At 70.4% G+C, this 24,274-nt stretch carries 18 protein-coding genes; 11 read left to right on the plus strand and 7 right to left on the minus strand.

Annotated features, from left to right (window positions below):
* Positions 1 to 62: 62 nt before the first annotated feature.
* Complete coding sequence (locus E8A49_RS10285; RefSeq protein WP_293380133.1) at positions 63 to 1,871, plus strand: ATP-binding protein; 1,809 nt, start codon at positions 63 to 65, stop codon at positions 1,869 to 1,871.
* A gap of 186 nt (positions 1,872 to 2,057) precedes the next feature.
* On the opposite strand, the gene E8A49_RS10290 is transcribed toward E8A49_RS10285, so the two are convergent.
* Both E8A49_RS10290 and E8A49_RS10295 read right to left on the minus strand, forming a co-directional pair.
* Positions 2,058 to 3,602, minus strand: coding sequence for a M28 family peptidase (locus E8A49_RS10290; protein WP_293380135.1), 1,545 nt, complete (start codon positions 3,600 to 3,602; stop codon positions 2,058 to 2,060).
* On the minus strand, positions 3,599 to 5,641 hold the full coding sequence (locus E8A49_RS10295) for a S9 family peptidase (RefSeq protein ID WP_293380137.1): 2,043 nt from the start codon (positions 5,639 to 5,641) through the stop codon (positions 3,599 to 3,601). The genes E8A49_RS10290 and E8A49_RS10295 overlap by 4 nt, the downstream gene beginning before the upstream one ends.
* Before the next feature lie 85 nt (positions 5,642 to 5,726).
* Between E8A49_RS10295 and E8A49_RS10300 the strand changes: the two genes are divergently transcribed.
* The 3 genes from E8A49_RS10300 to E8A49_RS10310 all read left to right on the plus strand — a co-directional run bounded on the left by E8A49_RS10300 (position 5,727) and on the right by E8A49_RS10310 (position 8,221).
* Positions 5,727 to 6,224, plus strand: coding sequence for a GAF domain-containing protein (locus E8A49_RS10300; protein WP_293380140.1), 498 nt, complete (start codon positions 5,727 to 5,729; stop codon positions 6,222 to 6,224).
* Between the two features lie 113 nt (positions 6,225 to 6,337).
* Positions 6,338 to 7,519, plus strand: a complete 1,182-nt coding sequence (locus E8A49_RS10305; RefSeq protein WP_293380143.1) for an acetyl-CoA C-acetyltransferase — start codon at positions 6,338 to 6,340, stop codon at positions 7,517 to 7,519.
* Between the two features lie 12 nt (positions 7,520 to 7,531).
* Entirely contained in the window at positions 7,532 to 8,221 is a 690-nt protein-coding gene (locus E8A49_RS10310) for an SDR family NAD(P)-dependent oxidoreductase (protein WP_293380146.1), read from the plus strand.
* A gap of 16 nt (positions 8,222 to 8,237) precedes the next feature.
* On the opposite strand, the gene E8A49_RS10315 is transcribed toward E8A49_RS10310, so the two are convergent.
* On the minus strand, positions 8,238 to 10,640 hold the full coding sequence (locus tag E8A49_RS10315) for a penicillin acylase family protein (protein ID WP_293380149.1): 2,403 nt from the start codon (positions 10,638 to 10,640) through the stop codon (positions 8,238 to 8,240).
* 130 nt (positions 10,641 to 10,770) lie between these two features.
* Here E8A49_RS10315 and E8A49_RS10320 point away from each other — a divergent pair, with 130 nt between their 5' ends.
* The 3 genes from E8A49_RS10320 to E8A49_RS10330 all read left to right on the plus strand — a co-directional run bounded on the left by E8A49_RS10320 (position 10,771) and on the right by E8A49_RS10330 (position 13,318).
* Entirely contained in the window at positions 10,771 to 11,139 is a 369-nt protein-coding gene (locus tag E8A49_RS10320) for a VOC family protein (protein WP_293380152.1), read from the plus strand.
* Between the two features lie 141 nt (positions 11,140 to 11,280).
* Entirely contained in the window at positions 11,281 to 12,618 is a 1,338-nt protein-coding gene (locus tag E8A49_RS10325; protein ID WP_293380155.1) for a hypothetical protein, read from the plus strand.
* On the plus strand, positions 12,548 to 13,318 hold the full coding sequence (locus E8A49_RS10330; protein ID WP_293380158.1) for an amidohydrolase family protein: 771 nt from the start codon (positions 12,548 to 12,550) through the stop codon (positions 13,316 to 13,318). The genes E8A49_RS10325 and E8A49_RS10330 overlap by 71 nt, the downstream gene beginning before the upstream one ends.
* Here E8A49_RS10330 and E8A49_RS10335 read toward each other — a convergent pair whose 3' ends face one another.
* Complete coding sequence (locus tag E8A49_RS10335) at positions 13,319 to 14,593, minus strand: sorbosone dehydrogenase family protein (RefSeq protein WP_293381019.1); 1,275 nt, start codon at positions 14,591 to 14,593, stop codon at positions 13,319 to 13,321. It lies immediately after the preceding gene.
* A gap of 157 nt (positions 14,594 to 14,750) precedes the next feature.
* Between E8A49_RS10335 and E8A49_RS10340 the strand changes: the two genes are divergently transcribed.
* Both E8A49_RS10340 and E8A49_RS10345 read left to right on the plus strand, forming a co-directional pair.
* Entirely contained in the window at positions 14,751 to 15,929 is a 1,179-nt protein-coding gene (locus E8A49_RS10340; protein ID WP_293380161.1) for an acyl-CoA dehydrogenase family protein, read from the plus strand.
* 18 nt (positions 15,930 to 15,947) lie between these two features.
* Entirely contained in the window at positions 15,948 to 17,045 is a 1,098-nt protein-coding gene (locus tag E8A49_RS10345; protein WP_293380164.1) for an acyl-CoA dehydrogenase family protein, read from the plus strand.
* A 118-nt stretch (positions 17,046 to 17,163) separates the two neighbouring features.
* On the opposite strand, the gene E8A49_RS10350 is transcribed toward E8A49_RS10345, so the two are convergent.
* Both E8A49_RS10350 and E8A49_RS10355 read right to left on the minus strand, forming a co-directional pair.
* A complete protein-coding gene (locus E8A49_RS10350; protein ID WP_293380167.1) occupies positions 17,164 to 18,663 on the minus strand; it encodes an amidase in 1,500 nt (499 codons plus the stop codon).
* Positions 18,664 to 18,732: 69 nt separating this feature from the next.
* Entirely contained in the window at positions 18,733 to 18,918 is a 186-nt protein-coding gene (locus tag E8A49_RS10355) for a DUF3008 family protein (RefSeq protein WP_293380170.1), read from the minus strand.
* 120 nt (positions 18,919 to 19,038) lie between these two features.
* Here E8A49_RS10355 and E8A49_RS10360 point away from each other — a divergent pair, with 120 nt between their 5' ends.
* Both E8A49_RS10360 and E8A49_RS10365 read left to right on the plus strand, forming a co-directional pair.
* On the plus strand, positions 19,039 to 20,706 hold the full coding sequence (locus tag E8A49_RS10360) for a carboxylesterase/lipase family protein (RefSeq protein WP_293380173.1): 1,668 nt from the start codon (positions 19,039 to 19,041) through the stop codon (positions 20,704 to 20,706).
* A 1-nt stretch (position 20,707) separates the two neighbouring features.
* On the plus strand, positions 20,708 to 22,141 hold the full coding sequence (locus tag E8A49_RS10365) for a serine hydrolase (RefSeq protein WP_293380176.1): 1,434 nt from the start codon (positions 20,708 to 20,710) through the stop codon (positions 22,139 to 22,141).
* Here E8A49_RS10365 and E8A49_RS10370 read toward each other — a convergent pair.
* Entirely contained in the window at positions 22,138 to 24,216 is a 2,079-nt protein-coding gene (locus E8A49_RS10370) for an HAD family hydrolase (protein WP_293380179.1), read from the minus strand. The two genes, E8A49_RS10365 and E8A49_RS10370, sit on opposite strands and share 4 nt — an antisense overlap.
* Between the last annotated feature and the right edge of the window lie 58 nt (positions 24,217 to 24,274).

The raw sequence follows: 24,274 nt of genomic DNA on the forward strand, positions 1-24,274 counted from the left end.
TTTGACGTACGGTTAACTCGGGTCTGCGAACATGTTCCCCAACGATAAATGGGGAGGAGCTGTTGAGCGAACACGCCAGCAGCGCGACGCCGGGGGACACCGCACTCCACCAGCGCCTGTCGCAGGGTATGCGCCTCTATGGCGCGTCGGCCCGTAACGTCTGGCCGCGGATGGTCGCCTCCCTGGCGGTCTCCGCCGTGGCGGCCCAGTCGATCGGCCCGGTCTGGACGCTGGCCTGGCTGGCGGTGATCTGGGGCGGCCTCTTCCTGGGCCTGCGTCTGGTCACGTCGTTCGAAAGGTGCAAGGCGCCGGCCGCCCGCGCCCGGCTGAACCTGGCGGTCAGCGTCAACAACACCCTCTCGACGATCCTGCAGGGCGTCATGCTGGCGGTGATCTGGGCCACGGGCGACGAGATCGGCCGCGCCTTCGCCATCACCGCCGGTTTCGTCAGCGCGACCTATGTGCTGCTGCAGTACTATTCCGATCTCGGCCGGTTCCGGCTCCTGCTGGCGCCCTATGTGGCGGTCTTCGCCTATGTCGCCATCGACCTGATCCGGATGTCCGGCTGGAAGGCCAGCGCCATGGTCACCGGCGCGGCGGTCCTGGTCAGCCTGGTCAACTTCTTCTTCCTCTCGCGCCGCCTGCTCGACCGCTCGCGCTCGGCGCTCCGCCAAGCCCGTCAGCGGGCGCAACAAGGGGAACTGGCCGCCGAGTCCGCCAACGCGGCCAAATCGACCTTCCTGGCCACCATGAGCCACGAGATCCGCACGCCGCTGAATGGCGTGCTGGGCATGGCCCAGGCCATGGCGGGCGACGAACTGTCCGACCGCCAGCGCGACCGCCTGAGCGTGATCCACCGCTCCGGCGAAGCCCTGCTGGCGATCCTCAACGACGTGCTGGACCTCTCGAAGATCGAGGCCGGCAAGCTGGAATTGGAGCAATTGGAGTTCGAACTGGGCGAGCTGGCGCGCGGCGCCTATTCGGCCTTCACCGCGCTCGCCAACAAGAAGGGGCTCTCCTTCGCGCTGGACATCGAACAGGCGCGCGGCCGCTATCTCGGCGATCCCACGCGGCTGCGCCAGATCCTCTACAACCTGATCTCCAACGCGTTGAAGTTCACCGAGCAGGGCGAGATCCGCGTCACCGCCCTGCGCGAGCGCGACATGCTGCAGTTGTCGGTGCGCGACACCGGCGTTGGAATCGCCCCGGAAAGCCTCTGCAAGCTGTTCGCCAAGTTCGACCAGCTGGACTCATCGACCACCCGGCGGTTCGGCGGCACGGGCCTCGGCCTGGCCATCTGCCGCGAGCTCGCCCACCTGATGGACGGCGAGGTCGCGGTGACCAGCGAGCTTGGCCTGGGCTCGATCTTCACCCTGCGCGCGCCGCTGCAATGGCTGGGCGAGGAGAAAACCGTGGTCACCGTGGCCGAGACGGTCAGCGAACAGCCGGCCATCGCGCTGCGCGTCCTGGCCGCCGAGGACAATGCGGTGAACCAGCTGGTCCTGAAGACCCTGCTGCACCAGATGGGCGTCGAGCCCACGGTGGTGGAGAACGGCCAGCTCGCCGTCCAGGCCTGGGAGACCGGCGACTGGGACGTGATCCTGATGGACATCCAGATGCCGGTGATGGACGGCCTGACCGCCACGGCGAAGATCCGCGCCGGCGAGGCCGCGACCGGCCGGCCGCGCACCCCGATCGTGGCGCTCACCGCCAACGCCATGTCGCACCACGTCGACCAATACGCCACGGCCGGCATGGACGGCCACGTGGCCAAGCCGATCCAGGCCGCGGAGCTGTTCGCCACGCTGACCCGCGCGGCGGTTCCTGACGAGGTTCAGCCCGGCGGTGGGGCGCAGGCCGAGGTCGCCTAGGTCGATCTATCCGGCGTCCTCCTCCCCTTGTGGGAGGAGGTGTCGGCCGGAGGCTGACGGAGGTGGGGTCGCGCTCACCTTCCGCGCGAAACTGAGTTCGAATGACCACCCGAGAGGCGAGAAACCCCACCTCCGACCCGCTGCGCGGGCCACCTCCTCCCACAAGGGGAGGAGGACGCTGAAGGCTCAACGCGTGGGCGGCGGCTTCAGCCACGCCGGCTTGGCGTCGGCGTCGGCGACGCTTTCGGCCACGGCGTAGAAGAAGCGGTTGAACTTGCCGGCCGCGTCGAAGTCCATCGGCTGGGTCAGGTCGTCCTGCGGGCGGTGGTAGCGGATCTCGTACCATTCGCGGTACCGCCGCTCGGCCTCGGTCCCGGGCGTATAGCCGAAGATGAAGCCGGTCCCGGGGATGCCCGCCTGCATGAACGGCCAGTGGTCGGCGCGCGTCAGCAGGCTGCGCTCCGGCTCCGGGTCGGGCTGGATGCGGATAGCCATGGTCGCCGCCACGGCCCTGGCGCTTTGGCCGAGGGTGGTGTCGTCCACCGCCAGCTCGGTCAGGAGGTCGAGCGGGAACAGCGGGCGCAGCTGGTCGAGGTTGAGGTCGGCGACGATGGAGGCCTTGGGCACGGTCGGGTGGTCCACGAACCAGTGCGCGCCGAGCAGGCCCTTCTCCTCGCCGGTGAAGGCCGCGAAGAGGACCGTGCGGCGGAGCGGCTTGCCCCGATGCTTGTCGGCGAAGCGGATCAGCGTGCCGACATAGGCCGCGTCGTCCAGGGTCCCGTTGTAGAGGTTGTCGCCCTTCACCGGCTGGCCGTAACCGTAGCCGTCGAGGTGGGCGGAGAGGACGAGGGTCTGGTCATTCAGCTTCGGGTCGCGGCCGGGCAGGACGCCCAGGACGTTTTTGGTCGTATAGTCGCGCTTGGTGACCGCGAAGCGGGCGTCCAACTGGCCGGGGATCTCGAAGGCGGCCAGCGGCTGTTTCGCGCCGCCGGTCTTGAGGATCGCCGCCGGGTCCTGGCCGGCGGCCTTGGCCAGGGTCGCGAAGACCTCCGCGCTCATGGTGATCACCGGCAGGCGCGGCGCGGCGGGGGCCGGCGTGCCTTCGATGGTCACGCTGCGCGCATAGGCCGCCGGCCAACGGGGGGGCTCGATGGTGAAGTAGGGATCGTCCACCTGCACGACGGCCGCCGCCCCGGCCGCGGCGGCGGCCTGGATGCGCTGGCCGGCGCTCGGCAGGCCCGCGCGCTTGGTGTTAAAGCAGACGACCACCTTGCCGGCCGCATCCTTCAGGTCGACCGGCCCGCAGTAGCCGCGGAAGGTGAGCGGCGCGTCGAGGACCGCCGGCAGGTCGTCGGTCGGCCGCACGGTGAGCTGGGTCAGGAAGCCCAGCGGTTCGTTTTGGTCGCCGTGCCTGAAGGCCACCGACGAGCCCTTGGGGTCTACAGCGACCTCGTGGACGCGGAAGGTCTGGAACCAGCTTCCGTCGCCGCCGGCCGGCTTCAGCCCCGCGGCCTTGAACTTCTGGACCACGATCGCCGCGGCCCGGTCGAAACCGGCCGAGCCGGTGTCGCGGCCCTCCATGGCGTCCCCCGACAGGGCCTCGGCGATATGCCACCAGGCCTTGGTGTCGGGGTCCTTGACCGCGTCGGCGCGGGACGGCTCGGCTAAGGCCCCGCCAGCCATCAGGCTGGCGAGGGCGACGCCGAAAGCCAAGGCGAGCGGCCGGCTCATTGGTAGCGGTGGAACCAGGCCATGATCGCCGCGGCCTTGGCCGCCGCCTGCGAGGGCCGTTCGGCCAAGCCGCCATGCGAGGCGCCGGGCACCTGGATCATCGCGGTCGGCACGCCGCGTAGCTGCAGGGCGTCGAAGAACTGCTCAGCCTCGGACGGCGGGGTGCGGTGGTCGTCGGTGCCGACGATCAAGAGGGTCGGGGTCTTGACGTTGCCGACCAGGGAGAGCGGCGAGCGTTTCCAGTAGAACTCATTGTCCTCCCACGGCATCTTGCCGAACCACGAGGTGGCCATGAAGTTGTAGCCGTCGGTGGTCAGGACCTCGCTGGTCCAGTTGATCACCGGCTTCTGCGAGGCCGCCGCGCGGAAGCGGTCGGTCTTGCCGACGATCCAGGCGGTGAGCAGGCCGCCGCCCGAGCCGCCGGTCACATAGAGGTGGTTCGGGTCGATCGAGCCCTTGGCGATGGCGGCGTCCACCGCGCTCATCAGGTCGTCGTAGTCGTGGCTGGGGTAGTTCTTGTCGATGGTGTTGGCGAACTCGTCGCCATAGGAGGTCGAGCCTCGCGGGTTGGCGTAGACCACGATGTAGCCGCCGGCGGCGTAGAGCTGGTCGTCGGTGTTGAAGATCGGGCCATAGGCGCTGAACGGCCCGCCGTGGATCTCCAGGATCATCGGGTACTTCTTCGAGGGATCGAAGTCGGGCGGCGTCACCATCCAGGCGTCGATCGGCTTGCCGTCGAAGGAGGACTTCACCGGCAAGGCCTCGGTCTTGCCCAGCGTCTTGTCGGCGAACAGGTCGGCGTTGAGATGGGTCAGCTTCTCGGTCTTGCCGGCCCTGACCACGCCGATGTCCGGCGGGTTATTGGCGTCGCCCATGGTGAAGGCGATCAGGCCGTTCTTGCCGACCGAGAACGCGCCGCCGGTGTAGGGCCGGTCCATCTCGTCACCGGCGGTGAGGCCGGTGGCCACGTCGGTCAGCTTGCCGTCCAGGGTGACGCGGGCGACCTTGGTGATCCCGTGGTCGGCGTAGTCGACGTACAGGCTCTTGCCGTCGGCCGCCCAGGTCGGCGCGCCGACGCTGCGGTCCAGGGCGCCGGTGACGACGTGGCTGTTCTTGCCGTCGGCGTCCATGACGTAGAGGCGGACGTTTTCGTAGCCGCGGTAGCCGTGGTTGTCGAAGCCGACGTAAGCGATCTTGGTCCCGTCGGGCGAGGGCGTCGGGGCCTGGTCAGGGCCGTCGCGGGTGGTCAGCCGCGTCATCGCCCCGCCGGCGGCCGGCATGGAATAGATGTCGCTCTCCTGGCCCTCGATCTCCCACTTGGGCTGGCGATTGGTGGAGAACAGCAGGGTCTTGCCGTCCGGCGTGTAGGCGAGCTGTCCGCCCTCGTCGAACTTGCCGAAGGTGAGCTGGCGCGGCGTGCCGCCGTCGGCGGAGACGGTGAAGATGTGCCGGTAGCCGGGCTTGATGTAGCCTGAGCCGTCGCGGCGGTAGGTGACGCGGTCGATGATCTTCAGCGGCTCGGCCCACTTGGCGCCGGGCGGCGGGGCGAGCGGCGCGCCCAGCGGCTGCGGCGGCGCGGGGACCAGCATGATGAAGGCGAGCGTCTTGCCGTCCGGCGACCAGGTCACCGAACTCGGCGCCTGCTCCAGGTTGGAGACCTTGGCGGTGTGGCCGGTGGCCATCCAGCGGACGTAGAGTTGCGCCCCGCCGGGGCCGGCGGAGACATAGGCGAGCTTGGAGCCGTCCGGCGACCAGACGGGCCGCAGGTTGGCGCTGTCGTCCATGGCGATCGGGGTCTGGGCGCCGGTCGCGGGGTCCACCAGCCAGATCGACGGGTGGCCGTTGTCGCTCATGATGTCCTGGGTCGTGCGCACATAGGCGATGGCGCCGCCGTCGGGGCGCACCTGCGGGTCGCCCGCCGCGCGCAGGCCGAAGATGTCGCGGCCGGTGAACAGCTTGTTCGGCCCGTCCGAAACCTGGGCGAACGAAGGCTGCGCGCAGGCGATCGCGAGCGCGGAAACGAGCAAGGCTAGACGCATGGAGACTCCCCGAAACTTGACCGCGGTAGAAAGGCCGCCCCGCAAGGGTTTGTCCAGCGGCCCGCGGCTCGCTACATCCCTATCCATGGCCGAAGCTTTCAACGAGAAGATCCTGCCCACGGAAAAGGCGCAGCGTTACGCCGCCGTGGCCGAGGAGATCGCCGCCGTGCTGGCGGGCGAGCCCAACGTCACCGCGCGGATGGCGACGGTGGCCTCGATGCTGGCCGCGGCCTTCGACCATTTCTTCTGGACCGGCTTCTATGTGGTCGACACGGACAAGCGCGAGGAGCTGGTGGTGGGCCCCTATCAGGGCACGCTGGGCTGCCTGCGCATCGCCTTCGGGCGCGGGGTCTGTGGGACAGCGGCGCGCACGCGGCAGACCCAGATCGTCGAGGACGTCGAGGCCTTCCCGGGCCATATCGCCTGCGACAGCCGATCGAAGAGCGAGATCGTGGTGCCGGTGGTGGATTCCGCTGGCCGGCTGATCGCGGTGTTCGACGTCGACGCCGAGACCCCCGCGGCCTTCGACCAGACCGACGCCGACTGGCTGGAAGGCATCCTGCAGGACACCTTCGCGGAATAGCGCGGCACGTTGACGTTCGCGTCAACGCGCTTGTCTTACGCAGCGGCGCCTTCATACAGTCGTTTTGACGCGCCTAAGAGAGCGCAGGAACTTCTCAAGAGGGAGCTCGGGCCATGGCCGAAGCCTATATCGTAGCTGCGACGCGGACCGCCGGCGGGCGCAAGGGCGGACGTCTTCGCGACTGGCACCCGGCCGATCTCGGCGCGGTGGTGCTGAACGAACTCGTCGATCGCACCGGCGTCGATCCGGCGGTGATCGAGGACGTGGTCATGGGCTGCGTCATGCAGGTGGGCGAGCAGGCCACCAACATCGCGCGCGGCGCGGTGCTGGCCTCGAAGCTGCCGGAAAGCGTGCCGGCCACCAGCGTCGACCGCCAGTGCGGCTCCTCGCAGCAGGCCCTGCACTTCGCCGCCCAGGCGGTGATGAGCGGCACCATGGACGTGGTGATCGCCTCGGGCGTCGAGAGCATGACCCGCGTGCCGATGGGCCTGTCGGTGGCCCTGCCGGCCAAGGAGGGTTTCGGCAATCCGATGAGCCCCAACCAGCAGAAGCGCTATCCGAACATCCAGTTCAGCCAGTTCATGGGCGCCGAGATGATGGCTCAGAAGTATGGCCTGTCGAAGGACCAGCTGGACGAGTACGCCTATGGCTCGCACCAGCGCGCCATCGCCGCCACCCAGGCCGGCGCCTTCAAGGACGAGATCGTCGCCATCGACGGCCGTGACGGCAAGGGCGACGAGGGCGTCTCGGTGGTCCACGACAGCGACGAGGGCATCCGCTACGACTCGACGCTCGAGGCCATCCGCGGCGTGAAGCTGCTGCGCGAAGGCGGCGCCATCACCGCGGCCACCTCCAGCCAGATCTGCGACGGCGCCTCCGGCGTGATGATCGTCTCGGAAAAGGCGCTGAAGGAATACGGCCTGACGCCGCTGGCCCGCATCCACAACCTGACCCTGATCGGCCACGACCCGGTGATCATGCTGGAAGCCCCGCTTCCGGCCACCGAGCGGGCGCTGAAGAAGGCGGGCATGTCCATCGACGACATCGACCTCTTCGAAGTGAACGAGGCTTTCGCCTCGGTGCCGGTGGCCTGGCTGCAGACCACCAAGGCCGATCCCGCGAAGCTGAATGTCAACGGCGGCGCCATCGCGCTCGGCCACCCGCTGGGCGCCTCGGGCACCAAGCTGATGACGACGCTGCTGCACGCGCTGAAGGCCCGCGACAAGAAGTGGGGCCTGCAGACCATGTGCGAAGGCGGCGGCCTCGCCAACGTGACCATCGTCGAGCGGCTCTAAGGCTCGGCGCCCATGGCCGGACGCGTCTTCGCGATCACCGGCGCGTCCGGCGCCCTGGGGTCCGCGGTGGCCAAGGCTGCGGCGGGGCAGGGCGCGCGCCTGGCGCTGATCGACTTCTCCCAGCATGCGCCGGCCGAGGCGGAGGGCCCGGACGTCTTCGTCCAGGGCGGCGTCGATCTCAGCGACGCCAACGCCGCGGGCGCGGCCATCGACGCCGCGGCGGACCGTTTCGGCGGTCTCGACGCGCTGATCAACATCGCCGGCGGTTTCTCGTGGGAGAAGCACGAGGGCGGCGACTGGAACACCTGGCATCGGCTGTTCCTGCTGAACGTGCAGACGGCGTCCAACGCCAGCCGCGCGGCGATCCCGCACCTGCGCCGCTCGGGCGCGGGGCGGATCGTCAACATCGGCGCCAACGCGGCGCTGAAGGCCGGCCTCGGCATGGGCGCCTACGCCGCCTCCAAGGCCGGCGTGCACAGCCTGACCCAGGCGCTGGCTGACGAGCTGAAGGGCGACGGCGTCACCGTCAACGCGGTCCTACCCTCGATCATCGACACCCCGGCCAACCGCGCCGACATGCCCAAGGCCGACTTCGCCGCCTGGGTGCGTCCCGAGGAGTTGGCCGCGGTGATCCTGTTCCTGGCCAGCGAGGCGGCCAGCGGCGTGACCGGCGCCTTGATCCCGGTGACGGGGCGGGTCTAGCCCCCGAGGCGGCGGCTCACCGTCCCGGCGTCAGGCTGATCACCAGCTCCGCGTCGCGGTCGACGGCGACGCGGCTGAAGTCCAGGGGCACATAGGCGCCCGAGGCCCACAGCGGGAAGAGGTCGCGGTAGTGGACGCTGAACGGGTCGCCCGACTGGCCGGGCGTGTTCACCGCCACGGAATTGTCCCAGGCGCCGACGTCCATCACCAGCCGCACCGAGGCGCCGGCGATCTGGTCGAAGTCGCCTGGGCGGTAGGTGGCGGCGCGCGGGCTGGAGGCCGAGCCGGGGACCTCCAGCGGGCCGGTCTCCATCTGCCGGGCGAGCTGGCGGTCGGCCAGCACGGCGGCGGCCGGCTTGAAGTCGGCGTGGTGGAGCCGCCCCCAGCTCCAGCTCGCCATGTCCGGGCCGAGGCCGCGCTGCAGGTCCTTCACCGCCGCGCCCAGGCTTTCCAGCAGCAGGGCGTCGCGCCGCGGCGCGGCCTCAGGGGTCTCCAGCCAGGTCACCACCGCGTCGAGGCCGCCGGAGCCCACCAGGGTGCGCGCGCCCTCCGGCGTCACCGCCTGCACCACCGTGTGGCCCAGGTGGTTGGCCGCCCAGACCTGGTAGATGGCGGCGGCGGCGCTGTCGGTGGTCTCGTTGTTGTCCCAGGCCTTCAGGAGGTCGAGGGCCTGCCGCACCGCCGGGTCTGGCGAGGTGAGGGGCTGGATCAGCGCGATGGTGCGGCGCGACAGGGCGTCGTGGGCGTCGGTCTGCAGGGCCATGGAGTCGGCCAGCGTCGCCTTGGGCTGGCCGGCCAGCACCTCCTTGATGCGGGTGATCCGCGAGCGGTCGCCCCATTCGTAGCCGGTGGGGCTCTTGTAGCCGACCGGCAGGTTCATCTCGTTGGCAGTGGCGAAGAAGCCTTCCGCCGGATTGTGGACATTGGGCAGCTCGGCCTCCGGCCGCAGGCCCGCCCACTCGTAGCGGCCGTCGCCGGGCACCGGCATCAGACCGTCCCAGTTGGGCCTGACCGGCGTCAGTCCCGCCGCCGACCAGCCGATGTCGCCGCCGACGCCGGCGTAGACCAGGTTGAGCGGCGGCGCGCCCCAATGCTCCTGGCCCGTCTTGAAGTCGGCCCAGGACTTCGCCCGCCACATCCGCGAGGAGCCGAAGTAGCCGGAGGCGCCGGGCTCGTTCCAGACCGTGCGCATGGCGAAGGCGTGACCGCCCTTTCCTGTATCGGGTGTCTCGTCGATCACCGGCCCGTGGCGGGTGAATTTCAGCGTGACGTCGCGCGGCGCCTCGCCCTTCACCTCGATGGTCTCGTGGACCAGCTTCATCGGCTCCGGGCCGCCCTTGTAGCGGTAGCTGTCGCCCTTCGTGTCGTAGACGTAGAGGTCCTCCTGATCGATGTAGAAGATGGTCAGACCCCAGGCCATCTGGGCGTTGTGGCCGAAGGAGACCCCGGGCAGGGCGGGCTCGCCGGCGCCGATGATGTCGAGGTCCGGCGCGCTCAGCTGCACGATGTAGCGCAGCGAGGGGACGCCCACCGGCCGGTGCGGATCGTTGGCCAGGATCGGCCGGCCGGTCGCGGTGCGCGACGGCGCGATCACCCAGTTGTTGGAGCCCTCCGACTGATAGGCCTCCATGGCTTCGGCGAGTTGGACCTGAGCCGGCGCCTCGGCCTTGCGGCCGCCCGCGGCCAGGGCCTCGAAGCCCACGGAGGCGGTGGCCAGCAGGTAGTCCTTCAAGACGTCGGCGGGGATGACGCAGGGGTCGAGGCCTACGGGGACGACGGTCCTGTGCTCCGGCTCCAGCTTGCGGCGCAGGCGGTCGGCGTCGAGGCCGCCGGCGCAGGCCACCTGGGCGCGGGCCACCTCGGAGGTGACGTTGGAGACCAGCGCGTGGCTGCGGATGCGCAGGATGTCCTCCGCCGCCCAGGCCTCGGGCTGGCTGGCGGTGAGCTTGAACTCCACCGGCAGCGGCCGCTTGCCGGCCTTCACCTCGGCCACATAGGCGTTGACGCCGGCGGCGAAGGCCTCGACCGCCACGCGCGACTGCGGGTCGTAGGCCGCCCACTCGGCAGCCATGTCGCCGCGGTAGAGGAAGAGCCGCGCGGCGCGGTCCTGGGCGACGTAGGCCGGGCCGAAGCTGGCCGCGAGGCGCCCGAGGCCGCGCTTGCGCCACAGGTCGATCTGCCAGAGCCGATCGCGGGCGGCGTTGTAGCCCTGCAGGAAGAAGGCGTCGCGCGCACTGGCGGCGAAGATGTGCGGGATGCCCCAGTGGTCGACCACCAGCTGCGCCGGAGCCGCCAGACCCGCGACGCTCCAGGCCTCCTGCCGGACCGCGGTCGATGGGCCCGTCGCCTGGGCCTGGGCCGCGCCCGCGATCAGGCCGCCCGCCAATGCGCCCGCAAGCGCTCGTCCGATCCAGGCCATTCTCAAGCTCCCCACGCGTCCGCATGAAGGAGTTGACGACAGATCGCGCCATTCGTCCACGCGCCCTTGAGGCCGCCGGCCGTCGGCGGCTAAATCGGCGCAAGGCAAACTCAAAGAGCAGGGAAACGCCATGATCGCCTACGCCACCATCGGGACGAACGACCTGGAACGCGCCAAGGGCTTCTACGACAAGGTGATGGAGCCGCTGGGGGGCAAGCGGACCTTCGGCTTCGAGCGCATGCAGTTCTACGGCGCCGAGGGGCCGGCCATGCTGGCCATCAACACGCCCTATAACGGCGAGCCGGCCACGCCGGGCAATGGCTCGATGTTCGGCCTGCCGGCCGCCAGCCGCGAAGCCGCCGACGCCGCCCACGCCGCGGCGATCGAGGCCGGCGGCCGCTGCGAAGGCCCGCCCGGGCAGCGGATGGACGGCTTCTACGGCGCCTATTTCCGCGACCTGGACGGCAACAAGCTCTGCGTCTTCTACACGGGCGTCTGACCCTCCGGTCGTTCGCTCCGGCCGGCGCCGGCCGGATGCAACCGTTTCCGACTTGAAACAAGCCTTGCTGCGGCAAGGCCGCTCCGCAAGACTGGTCCCGCTCACACAGGGGTTGGGCGAGAGTCTTTCGGATAGTTCGCCATGGACGCCAGGTTCCCACTCGCCGCCATCGCGGCCCTCTTCGCGACGTCGGCGCTGGCCCAGACGCCGACCGCCGAGCTGCTGAAGCCGCCGGCCGGAGCCCAGCACTTCGTCATCGAATCCACCGGCGGCAAGCACGGCGATTCCTGGAGCTGGACCCTGCCGGACGGCACGCGGCTGGCGCGCGAGACCTGGAACCTGCGCGGCCAGCAGTGGGATCAGGACTCCGCCGGCAAGCCGGGCAAGGACGGCATGCCCGCGTCCCTGACGATCCGCGGCGTCTCGCCCTCGGGGGACGCCGGCGAAACCTTCACGGTCAGCGGCCAGGCCGCGAGCTGGAAGAGCCCGACCGACGCCGGCAAGGGCGCCTACGCCAGGCCCGCCTTCTACATCCCCGAAGGCGGCCCGAACGACCTGAACGCCTGGTTCCTCGAGCGCCTGCTGGCGGCGCCCAATCACACCCTGGCGCTGCTGCCGAGCGGCGTCGCGAAGGCGACCAAGCTCACCACCGCCGAGGCGGGTCAGGGCGCGAAGAAGCAGACCGTCACCCTGTGGTCGATCAGCGGGCTGACGCCGACGCCGGTCACCCTCTGGGCCGACGCGCACGACAGGTTCTTCGGTTCGACCGGCGTGGTGGCCTGGCTGCCCGAGGCCTACGCCGACGACCTGAAGCCCTTGCTGAAGGTCCAGGAGGCCGCCACGGCCGCCGAGGCGCCCCGGATCTACAAGGCCAACGTCAAGGTCCCCGCCGGCCCGGTCGCCTTCACCCATGTGAAGATGTTCGACGCCGACGGGCTGAAGTTCGTCGCCGACCAGACCGTGGTGGTGGACAAGGGCGTGATCACCGCCGTCGGGCCCGCGGCCTCGACGCCCGCGCCCAAGGGCGCACAGGTGATCGACGGCGAGGGCAAGACGCTGGTGCCCGGCCTGTGGGACTGCCACATGCACGTGGGCGACGACTACACCGGGCCGCAGGAGCTCTCGCTGGGCGTGACGTCGGTCCGCGACCCCGGCAACAACAACGCCCTGACGATCGACCGGCGCGAGCGCACGGCGAAGAACGAACTGCTCTTCCCGCACGTCTATCCGTCGTCGCTGATCGACGGGAAGGGCCCCTACACGGCCCAGGTGGCCAACGTCGCCACCAGCCAGGCCGAGGCCATCGCCCTGGTCGACAAGGCCAAGGCCGACGGCTTTGTCGGGATCAAGTTCTACGGGACCTTCAACCCCGACTGGCTGCCGGCGACCATCGCCGAGGCGCACAAGCTTGGGGCTGCACGTCCACGGCCATATCCCGGCCGGCATCCGCCCGGTGGACGCGATCAACGACGGCTATGACGAGGTGACCCACATCAACTGGATCATCATGCAGGCGGCGCCGGACGATGTAATCAAGGTGTCGAACGGCATCATGCGCTTCGAGGGGCCGGGCCGGTTCGGCAAGGACGTGGACCTCGACGGGCCGGCGATGAACCTGATCGTCTCGACCATGGTCAAGAAGCACATCTACAGCGACCCGACGATGGTCGCCTTCGAGAGCCTCTATGTGCCGGACAACGGCGACCTGGACCCGTCCTACGCCCCCTTCGTCGGCACCTTGCCGGCGGCCACCGAGCGCGGTTTCCGCAACGGCGGCTTCGCGGTGCCGAAGGACCTGACCCGCGCCGACTACCGGAAGAGCTGGGCCAAGATGGTCGGGCTGCTGGCGAAGATGCACAAGGCGGGCATCCCGATCGTCGCCGGCACCGACGGCTCGGGCCTCGAGCTGATCCACGAACTGGAGATCTATGAGAGCGCCGGCTTCACCCCGGCCGAGGCGCTGGAGGCGGCGACGCTGACGCCCGCGACCCTGGTAGGCCAGCAGGCGCATACGGGCTCGATCAAGGTCGGCAAGGCGGCGGACCTGGCGCTGGTGGAGGGCGATCCGGAAGCCCACATCGGCGCCCTGCGCCAGACCCGCGTGGTGATGCTGGACGGCAAGCTGCTGGACGCCGACGCCCTGCGCGCCGCCGCCGGCTTCTCCGGCCGGCCGAAGTAGCTACTTCGCCCCGGCCGGCGTCGGGGTCACGCGCCAGACGATGCCGCCGACGTCGTCGGCCACCAGCAGGGCGCCGGTCCGGTCGACCGCGACGCCAACCGGCCGGCCCTGGATGCGGTTGCGGCGGTCCAGGAAGCCGGTGAGGAAGCCCACCGGGGCGTTCTGCGGCTGGCCATTGGCGAAGGGGATGAACACCACCTGGTAGCCGTTCAGCGGGTTGCGGTTCCACGAGCCGTGCTCGCCGATGAAGGCGCCGCCGCGGTACGAGGCCGGGAAGGCCGCGCCGGTGTAGAACGCCAGGCCCAGGGCGGCGGAGTGCGCGCCCAGGCCGAAGTCCGGCGCGGTCGCCTTGGCCACCATCTGCGGATTGGCGGGCTTGGCGCGCACGTCGACGTTCTGGCCCCAATAGCTCCACGGCCAGCCGTAGAAGCCGCCGTCCTTGACGCTGGTCAGGAAGTCCGGCGGCAGGTCGTTGCCGATCTCGTCGCGCTCGTTGGAGACGGTCCACAGGGCGTGCGTGGTCGGCTCGAAGTCGAGGCCGTTCGGGTTGCGGATGCCGCTGGCGAAGATGCGCGTCTTGGCCGTGGCGATATCGTACTCCCAGATCGCCGCGCGGCCGGTCTCGTTCTCCAGGCCGTTCTCGCCGACGTTCGAGTTGGAGCCGACGGTGACGTAGAGCTTGGTCTTGTCGGGGCTGGCCACGACGTTCTTGGTCCAGTGGTGGTTGATCGGCCCGCCGGGCAGGTCGAACACCTTCTGGCCGGTCCCGGTCTCGCTGGTCTGGCCGTCGGCGTAGGGGAAGCTGACCACCCCGTCGCTGTTGGCGACGTAGAGGGTCGGGCCGACCAGGGTCATGCCGAAGGGCTGCTTCAGGCCCTGGGCGAACAGCATCCGGCTCTCGGCTACCCCGTCGCCGTCGGCGTCGCGCAGCAGGAAGATCTTGTTCGGGCTGGGCTTGGCGGAGCCCACGGACTTCATCAGGTGCTTCTGGAAGAAGCCCTTGATCCCCTGGTTGGTCTTGTCGGCTTCGCTGGGCTCGGTGGAGGATTCCGCGACCAGAACATCGCCGTTCGGCAGGACGTAGAGCCAGCGCGGATGGTCCAGGCCCTCGGCGTAGCGGGTCACCGTGAAGCCGGCCGGCGCGCGCGGCGCCTCGCCCGCGCCCCAGCCGACCACCTTGGGCGTGCCCACAGTCGGGATCAGCGCCGACTGCGGCTTGGGCAGCGGCGGCTTCGGACCGTAGCCGGTCCAGGGATCGCTGGAGCCCTTGGGCATGCAGGCGCAGAGCGCGACGGCGGACAGGGCGGCGGCGAAGATCTGCGTTCGGATCATGGCGTGTCGGTCTCCTTGACCCTCCTATAGCCCAAGCTTGCGCGAGCGTGTTGCGCGGCCCGCGGAAAGGAGCGCACCCTGGCCGCCAGGGAGCGACGACATGGACCTGAGCGAAACGGCCGAGATGGCGGCGTTCCGGGGCGAGGTGAGGGCCTTTCTCGCCGCCCACGCCGGCGACTATGAGGCCGGCGCCGCCCGGGCCCCGCGCGCCTGGCAGGACCTCCTGATCCGGAACGGCTATGCGGCGCGCACCATCCCGAAGGCCTACGGCGGCTATGGCGCCGAGCCCGACATCCTGAAGTCGCGGATCATCGCCGAGGCGTTCATTGCCGCCGGCGCGCCGCGCGGGATCGCCAACCAGGGCGTCTCCATGCTGGTCCCGACGCTCCTGGAGGTGGGATCGGAAGAGCAGAAGCAGCGCTGGATCGGCCCGACCATCCGCGGCGAGGTGGTCTGGTGCCAGGGCTACTCCGAACCGGGCGCAGGATCGGATCTCGCGAACCTTCAGACAAGGGCCGTAGAGGACGGAAAAGACTTCGTAATCTCCGGATCGAAGATCTGGACCTCGACCGCTGCCCAGGCTCAGATGATGTTCGCGCTCATCCGCACCGAGCCGCAGGCCGCCAAGCACGAGGGCATTTCCTACGTCCTGATCCCCATGGACACGCCGGGGATCGAAGTGCGGCCGCTGAAGACCATGACCGGCGGGGCGGAGTTCAACGAGGTGTTCTTCACCGACGTGCGCGTGCCGCAGGACCAGGTGGTGGGCGGGCGCGGGCGCGGCTGGTTCGTGGCCAACACCACCCTGAAGCACGAGCGCGGCATGCTGGGCGACCCCAACGCCACGGAGGCGCGGCTGAACGCCTTGATCGCGCTGATGAAGGCCGAGACGGTGGATGGCCAGCGGATCATCGACAACCCGATCTTCCGCGACCGGCTGATGCAGCTGCAAGGCCGGGTATTCGCCATGAAATTCAATGGCCTGAGGCTGTTCACCTCACGGCTCTCTCAGGAGCCGGCGGGGATCGCGGGGCTGATCGTCAAGCTGCAGGGCTGCGAGCTGAACCACCAGCTGGCGGCGCTGGCCATCGACGCCCTGGGCGAGCTGGGCGTGCTCTACACCGATGGACCGCACCTGCGCGCCAAGGGCCGCTGGCAGTGGAACTACATGTTCGACCTGGGGCTGATCATCGGCGGCGGCACGGCGCAGATCCAGAAGAACATCATCGCCGAGCGGGGCCTGGGCCTGCCGCGCGAACCGAAGCCGGCGGCGGCCTGAACTAGGAGATCTGGGGCCATGGATTTCGCGCTCACCCAGGACCAGCGCCTGATGCAGGAAAGCCTGGTCCGTACCCTGGAGCAGGCCAGCAGCCTGGAGCGGGTCCGCAGGTTCGCCGGCGACCTGAAGGACAAGGGCGCCGACGTCTGGCAGGCGCTGACGGCGTTCGGCCTGGCGGGGATCGTCGTGCCGGAAGAACACGGCGGCCTCGGCCTTACGATGCTGGACGCGGCCTTGGCGTCGGAAGCCTTGGGCGCGGCGATCGCGCCCGTGCCGTTCATGGGCGTGGTGCTGGGGCCGATCGCCTTGCTGCGCGGCGGGACGGCGGAGCAGCAGGCGGAATGGCTGCCGAAGATGGCGTCGGGCGCGGTGATGGCCGCCGCGGCGATCTCCGAGCCCATCGCCGGCGCGCGGGATGGCGCGGGCGTCACGGCCAAGGACGGCAAGCTGACCGGCAAGGCGCTGTTCGTGCCCGGTGGCCTGGCGGCGGGCTTGCTGATCGTGGCGGACACCGCCGGCGGCCTGCACCTGGTGAAGGGCGACGCGGCCGGCCTGACGCGGACCCTGATGCCGGGGATCGACGAGACCCGCAGGCTCGCGGACCTGGGCTTCGAGGACGTGGCGGCCGAGCCGCTGAATTCTGGCGATGGGGGCGGCGGACCGGAACTGCTGGCGGCCCTGCGCGACGCCGGCTGGGTGCTGGTGGCCGCCGACAGCCTGGGCGCGGCGCAGGTGATGCTGGACAAGGCCGTGGCCTACGCCAAGGAGCGCCGTCAGTTCGACCGGCTCATCGGCTCGTTCCAGGCGGTGAAGCACCTGTGCGCGGAGATGGCCGCCGAGCTCGAGCCATGCCGGTCGCTGGTCTGGTACGCCGCCTACGCCTTCGACGCCGCGCCGGCTGAGGCCTCGCTGATGGCCGCCCACGCCAAGGCGCTGACCAGCGAGGTCGGCCGCTTCGTGGCCCGCACCGCGACGGAGGTGCACGGCGGCATGGGCATCACCGACCTCCTGGGCCTGCACTTCTGGTTCAAGCGCCTGGGGCTGAACCGGCAACTGCTCGGCGGCCCGGAGCGGGTGCGCGAGCTCGCGGCCCGGCTGCAGGGGCTGGCGGCGTAGCCGTTCCCTCTCCCGACCCTCTCCCACTCTTCGCTGCGCTCGGGGGAGAGGAGGCGGAGACGCCGCGATCTCTCCTCTCCCCCCGCGAAGCGGAGAGGGAGAGGGCAGGGAGAGGGCTCTACACGTGCACCGGTGGGATGCGGTGGGCCCAGGGGTTGGCGGCTTCCAGCTCGTAAGCCAGCTCGAACAGCATGCGTTCCTGGCCGGCGCGGGCGGCGAACATCGTCCCGATCGGCAGGCCTTCGGGCGTCCAGTAGAGCGGCACGCTCATGGCCGGGGCGCCGGCGAGGTTGTGGATCGGGGTGTAGCCCACGTATTCGGTCAGCCGCGCCACCAGGGTGTCGAAGGGCACGAGGGGGCCGATCTCACCCAGCTTCGGCGGGCCGGACGACAGCACCGGCGAGAGCACGACGTCGAACTGATAGGCGCCGAACCAGGTGTCATAGGCCAGGACGTCGGCCTCCAGGCGCTTCATCGTCTGGCCGAAATCCTCCGGCTTCGTCCGGTTGGCCAGATCGATCAGCCCAAGGGTGAAGGGCTCCAGCATGGTCCCGTCGGGCTTGCGGCCTGTCGCCTTGGTGATGTCGCTGGCCAGGCGCTGCGCGCCGCCGGCCCAGAACAGCAGGAAGTCCTGAATGAACCGGTCGCCGTCATAGGGCAGGCGGACGTAGTCGATGTGGTGGCCGAGGTCCGTCACCAGCTTGACGGCGTGATCGTGGGCGGCGACCACGTCCGGGGTCGGCGAATGGCCCTCGCCGTTGGCCAGCATCACGCCGATGCGCAGGCGCTTCTTGTTGGGGCCGGCGACCACGCCCACGGGCGGGTAGTTTGCGCCGGGCTTGTGGTCCTCGGTGAGCGCGAGAATGGCGGCGCTGTCGCGGACACTGCGGGTCACCACGTGCTCGACCCCGAAGGCGGTGATGCCGACCTTGCCTTCGAAATCGTCGATCCGGCCGCGCGAGGGTTTCAGTCCGAAGAGGCCGCAATGGCTGGCTGGGATGCGGATCGAGCCGCCGCCGTCGGTGGCGTGGGCCGCGGGCACGATGCCGGCCGCCACTGCGACCGACGAGCCGCCCGATGAGCCGCCGGGCGAACGGCTCAGGTCCCAGGGATTGTGCGTCAGGCCGGTGGTGAGGGGCTCGGTGCTGGGCAGGAAGCCCGCCTCCGGCGTCGCCGACTTGCCGAGCACGATCAGGCCCGCGCGGTCGAAGGCGTCGCAGTTGGGCGCCTGCTTCGTCGCCGGCGGTTCGAAGCGCTGCGACTGCGAGCCGCCCCGGGTCGGCAGGCCCTTGTAGTCGACCAGGTCCTTGACCAGGAACGGCACGCCGGCGAATGGGCCGGTCGGGCCGGCCTTGGCCTTCGCCAGCGCGCGGTCGAAGTCCGAGTTGACGACGAAGTTGAGCGCGCCCTGCATCGCCTCGGCGCGGCGGATGGCGGTCTCCACCACCTCGGCGGCGGTGATCTCGCCGCGGCGGATGCGGGCGGCGCTCTCGGTGGCGTCAGGCCAGGGTGAGGCGGGCGCGGGCGAAACGGGCGCCGGCATCGGCGCGGCGAGGGCGCGCGAAGCGGCGAGCGCGAGCGGCGCGGCGGCCAGCGCGCGGCGGGTGATCCTTGTCATGACGCCCCTCCAGTGGCGTTAGCTTGGCCAGCTCGACCTTGCTAGGCGTTGGAGAGGCGCCGCGGCAAGTTACTTACTGGCAACGTGCTCGGGTTTTCCCTTGCGCTTGGTGTGCGCCATCTTCTCCAGCTCCTTCTCGCTCATCGACATCATCGACTTCGACGCGCCCTGGAGCTTGGACTTGGGCGTGTCGCCGCGCTTGGCGGACAGGGCCGCGCCGGCGGCCTTCTGCTGGGCGGCGGATTTGGCGGGCATGGGTGGTCTCCTCAATGGGCTCCGTCTGGCCGCAAAACCGCCGAGCCCGCCCAGGGTTGCATGCCTTGCCACGCCGGGCGCGCAATGCTCCGATCCCTGCAACGAACAGGGGAGGGACGGATGGCGGACACGGGGAACGGCGGGGTCGCGCGACGCGGGTTGCTGACGGCGGGCGCGGTGAGCGGGCTGCTGGCGGCGGCGGGACCGACGGCCGCGGCGGCCAAGCCAGGCGGCAGCGCAGGCGCGTCCAGGCTCTCCACTCCGCCCGAGGCCATCGTCGAGACGCGCTCGGGCAAGGTGCGCGGATGCGTCCGCGACGGGGTCTTCATCTTCAAGGGCATTCCCTACGCCGGCGACACCGGCGGGGCGGCGCGGTTCCTGCCGGCGCAGCCGATGGCGCCCTGGACCGGGGTCCGTTCGGCGCTGACCTACGGCCCCTGCTGCCCGCAGGTGGCGCGCGGCGGCTGGCATAGCGACGAGAACGCCTTCATCTACGACTGGGACGACGGCTATCCGGGCGAGGACTGCCTGCGGCTCAACGTCTGGTCGGGCGGAATCGGTGGCAAGGCCCGGCCGGTGATGGTCTGGATCCACGGCGGCGGCTACGAGACCGGCTCGTCGCAGGAGTTGCCGGCCTATGACGGCGAGCGGCTGGCGCGGCGCGGCGACCTGGTGTTCGTCTCGGTGAACCACCGGCTGGGGCCGTTCGGCTTCCTCGACCTGTCGCAGATCGCCGGCGCGAAGTACGCGGCTTCCGGCAACGCCGGCCAGCTCGACCTGGTGGTCGCCTTGCAGTGGGTGCGCGACAACATCGCAGCCTTCGGCGGCGACCCTGGCAACGTCACCATCTTCGGCCAGTCCGGCGGCGGGGCGAAGGTCTCGACGCTGATGGCCATGCCGTCCGCCAAGGGCCTGTTCCACAAGGCCATCGTCGAGAGCGGCTCGCTGCTGAACGTGGGCGACACCGGCTACACCAAGCAGCTCGCCGAGGCGGTGCTGAAGAACCTTGGGATCGCCCCGTCCGACGCGGGCAAGCTCTCCGAGGTCCCGCCGATGGCGCTGGTGACGGCGGGCGACAAGGCCAAGGCTTCGATGCCCAAGCCGCCGCCCGGGACCATCAACCTGGGCTGGGCGCCGGTGGTCGACGGCCAGGCGATCCCGCGGGCCACCTGGGCGAACGGCGCGCCGGCCCAGTCGGCGGACGTCCCGATGATCATCGGCTCCAACCTGAACGAGCTGTCGCCCACCATCGGCAACCCGGGGCTGGAGGCGATGGGCGAGGACCAGGCGCAGAAGACCGCGATTTCCATGGGCGGCGCCCCGGCCGGGGCCTGGGCGGTGTTCCGCGCCGCCGACCCCAAGGCCAAGCCGATCGAGATCATGTCGCGGATCGTCTCAGCCCAGTTCCGGGTCCCCGCCGTGCTGCAGGCGCAGGCCAAGGCGAAGCAGGGCGGGGCGGGCGCGTACCTCTACCGGTTCGACTACAATCCGAAGACCGTGCTCGACGGCCGGGTGCGCGCCTTCCACTGCGCCGAGATGGCCTACGCCTTCGACAACATCGACCGCTGCCTGAACGCCACCGGCGGCACAGCGGAGGCCCGCGCGCTGTCGGCGCAGATGGCCGACGCCTGGATCGCCTTCGCCCGCACCGGCGATCCGAACCATCCGGGCCTGCCGCACTGGCCGGCGGTCACGACGTCTGCGACGCCCAACATGCTGTTCGACGCGCCCTGCACGGTGAAGGACGATCCGGACCGCGCCGAGCGCGCGGCGCTGAAGGGGGTTTGAGATGAAGCGTTTTGTCCTGGCCGTGGCCCTGGCGGCCGTGTCGCTTGCCCCCGCTGTCGCGCAGCCTCCGCCGGCGGCGCCCGCCGCCGCGCCGGTCGCCGAGACCCCGGCCAGCGAGCAGGCCCGGCGCCTGTTGCAGGCCTTCACCACCGGCGACGACGCAAGCTTCCTGGCGGCCATCAAGGCGATCGATCCCAACACCCGGCGCAAGCCCGAGGAATGGCTCGAGATGCGACAGAACCTGGCGAAGCTGCAGTTCCACGCCCTGTCGCAGGCCACGCCGACCCACGCCGAGATCCTGGTCTACGACGGCGACCGCGAGGACTGGGCGCGGCTGGTGGTGGACGTCCAGGCCGAGCCGCCGCACGCGCTGACGGCGATGAGCATCCACATGGCGCGCCGTCCGGACGACGTGCCGGCGACCCCCAAGCTGCAGCCCCCCGAACTTATCGCCGCGCTCAAGGAGCGCCTGACCCACGACGCGGCGACCGGCGATTTCGACGGCGCAGTGCTGGTCGCCCAGCGGGGCAAGCCGATCTTCCAGGCGGCCTATGGCGAGGCCGACCGCGAGCACCGCACGCCGAACGCGGTGGAGACCCAGTTCCGCTTCGGCTCCATGGGCAAGATGTTCACCGCCATAGCGATCATGCAGCTGGCGCAGGCCGGCAAGCTCGACCTCGACGCCCCGCTCGGCCGCTATCTGCCGGACTATCCGAACGCCGAGATCGCCCAGAAGGTGACGGTCAACAATCTGCTCACCCATTCGGGCGGGACCGGCGACATCTTCGGCCCGCAGTTCGACGCGCATCGGCTGGAGCTGCGCGACCCGAAGGATTATGTGGCGCTCTACGGCGCGCGGGGTCCGGAGTTCCCGCCGGGCAGCAACACCAGCTACAGCAACTACGGCTTCATGCTGCTCGGCCGGATCGTCGAGGCGGTCAGCGGCCAGAGCTACGACGCCTATATCGCCCAGCACATCCTCGCCCCGGCGCGCATGACCGCCACCGGCAACCTGCCGGAGACCATCAAGCTGCCGAAGCGGGCGACGGGCTACATGGGCGATACGGGCAAGCTGAAGCCCGCCGACGACACCCAGCCCTACCGCGGCACGCCGGCGGGCGGCGGCTATTCCACCGTGGGCGACCTCCTGCGGTTCGGCGACGCCCTGATGGACGGCAAGCTGCTGGACGCGGCGCACCTGAAGCTCCTGAGCACCGGCGGCCTGACGGCCAAGGACGGGACCTTCCTGCGCTACGACTTCAGCATCACCGACGGCGAAGGCCGCCATATCCTCGGCCATGCGGGCGGCGCCCCCGGCATGAACGGCGAGCTGCGCATCTATCCGGACAACAGCTACACCGTCGTCGTCCTGGCCAACCGCGACCCGCCGGCCGCTCAGAAGATCATGAAGTTCATCGGCGACCGGCTGCCCTAGGGAAGCGCCCGCCGCCAGAGGCCGTCGCCGAGCGGCTCGAAGCCGTTGTCGCGGTAGATGTTGCGCACCGGGGTGTTGCGCGCGGTCTCGATGATCCGCGCGGTGACTAGCGCGTGGTCGGCGGCCAGGGCGTCCAGGATCGCCTGGACGAAGCGGTGTTCGACGCCCAGGCCCAGGACCCGGCAGCTGAGCGCCAGTCCCTTGATCTCGCCGTCGTCGATCACTGCGGCGCCCACCAGGCCGTGGTCGCCGAAGCGGTCGGAGACCTGGACGGTGAAGACGCCGGCGCCGGGCTTCAGGATCAGGGTCGCCAGCTCCAGGGCGGTGAACTTGGCGCCGGTGGCGTTGAACTGGGTGGTGCGCTGGAACAGCTCCTCGACCCGGTCAAGGCGCGCGCCGACCGCCAGGCGCTCGATGTTGGTCTGGACGTCCAGCGAGGCGATGAAGGCCTGTTCGTCGGCGCTGTCGGTGCGGCTCTTCTGGCGGCTGAGCTGGGCCTGGGTGAGCGCGGTGCGCGCCGCCGACTCCTCGGTGACGCGGGGAACCTGCAGGCGCGGGTCGTTGAGCAGGCGGCGGCGCAGCTCGAACGGGTCGTCGCCCCAGACCTCGACCTCGGGAAGCCGTGTGCGGACGTTCTCGCGCTCGACCGGGTTGTCGTCGATGAACAGGAAGGCCTCCAGCGCGAAGCTAAGCTCGGCGGCGATGGAGCGGATGTTCTCGACCTTGTCCGTCCAGTTGACCCGCCAGGTGACGAAGTCGTCCGGGGTGAGCAGGCGCTCGCGCGGGTAGTGGTCGGCGTAGGTCCAGAGCTCGCGGACGGTGGCCTCGTCGTTCTTGCTGACGCAGGCCAGCAAGATTCCGCGCCGCTTCAGCGCCAGGAGCGCCTCGTGCAGGCCGAAATAGAGGCCGATGTAGGAGAAGGGCCCGCTGACCTCCGGCGCCCAGGCGAAGGGCGCGCCGGTCTCGGCCAGGACCCCGGGCCACAGGGTGTTGTCGAGGTCGAGGATCACGCACTTCTTGCGGCCCTGGCCTGTGGCGGCAACCAGGGCGTCGAGGTGGGCCTTGGCCATAACCGCTTCGCGGCCATAGGGGTCACCGCCCAGGGCGTCGGCCAGCGGGGCGAGGTCGGGGAAGACGCCGTGCACGGCGGCCAGCTCGTCCGGCGCGCGCTGCAGCATCCAGCCGGGCGCGCCGAAGTGGGTGAAGCCCACATGGCCGTCGTCCAGCAGCCGCTCGGCGCCGGCGGCGGCCAGGGTCGCGGCGACATCGACGACATGCACGTCCGGATAGTTCTCCGCCAGGTCGGACAGGAGGACGTTGGCCAGGCGGAAGCGGTTGCGGTGGCCGTAGCCGCCGCGGTCGGCCATGCCCAGCGGCTGCACCGTCGGCTCGGGCAGGTTGTCGATCAGGATCGGGGCGGCGGTCACCGCGCGCAGGCCCTCGATGATCCCGCGGGCCTGGGCGATGTAGGGAGCGCAGGGCGGGGCGGTGTCGTCGGGCCGCAAGGGGTCGGTGATCGCGTGGCGGGCTGAAAGCGCGCCGATCAGGATGGCGTCGTGCGCCCGCTCCGAGGCCAGGCGGACGTCGTCCGGGAAGGTCGCGGCCACCCGCAGGTCGAAGCCGCGCGCCGCGCCCTCGCGGCGCAGGAAATCGGCCTCCATCTGGATGTCGCAGTCGCCGAACAGCAGGACGTCCAGCCGCTGGCCGCCGGCGGCGACATCCTTGGCGCCGAGCGCCGCGCCGGCCGCCCAATAGGTCTCGCCGCCCTCCTTGGCCTGGCGGCGCAGGCGGTCGACGGCGGCGACCGGGTCGCGGGTGTAGTAGGCGCCGAGTTCGCGGGTGAGCTGGGCGAGCTCTTCCCCAGGATCGAGGGGCGTCAGGATCTCGCGCTCGATCAGGGAAGCGAAGCCGGCGGCGCGTTCGTCCCCGATCTCGCGCGGCGCGCGGAAGAATTCGATCATCCCGGCCAGCTCGGCGTCGACCACAAGGCGCATCTGGGTCGCGGCGTGGATCACCAGCACCCGCCCGTCGGCCACGGGCAGCAGGTGGGCGAACTGCGACAGGCGCAAGATCATCGCGGAGGTCATCCAGGCGGCGGACGGACGGGCCGCGGCCGGGCAGGGCCGTCGCGGC

The organism is Phenylobacterium sp., from assembly GCF_004799515.1.
Taxonomy (GTDB): Bacteria; Pseudomonadota; Alphaproteobacteria; order Caulobacterales; family Caulobacteraceae; genus Phenylobacterium.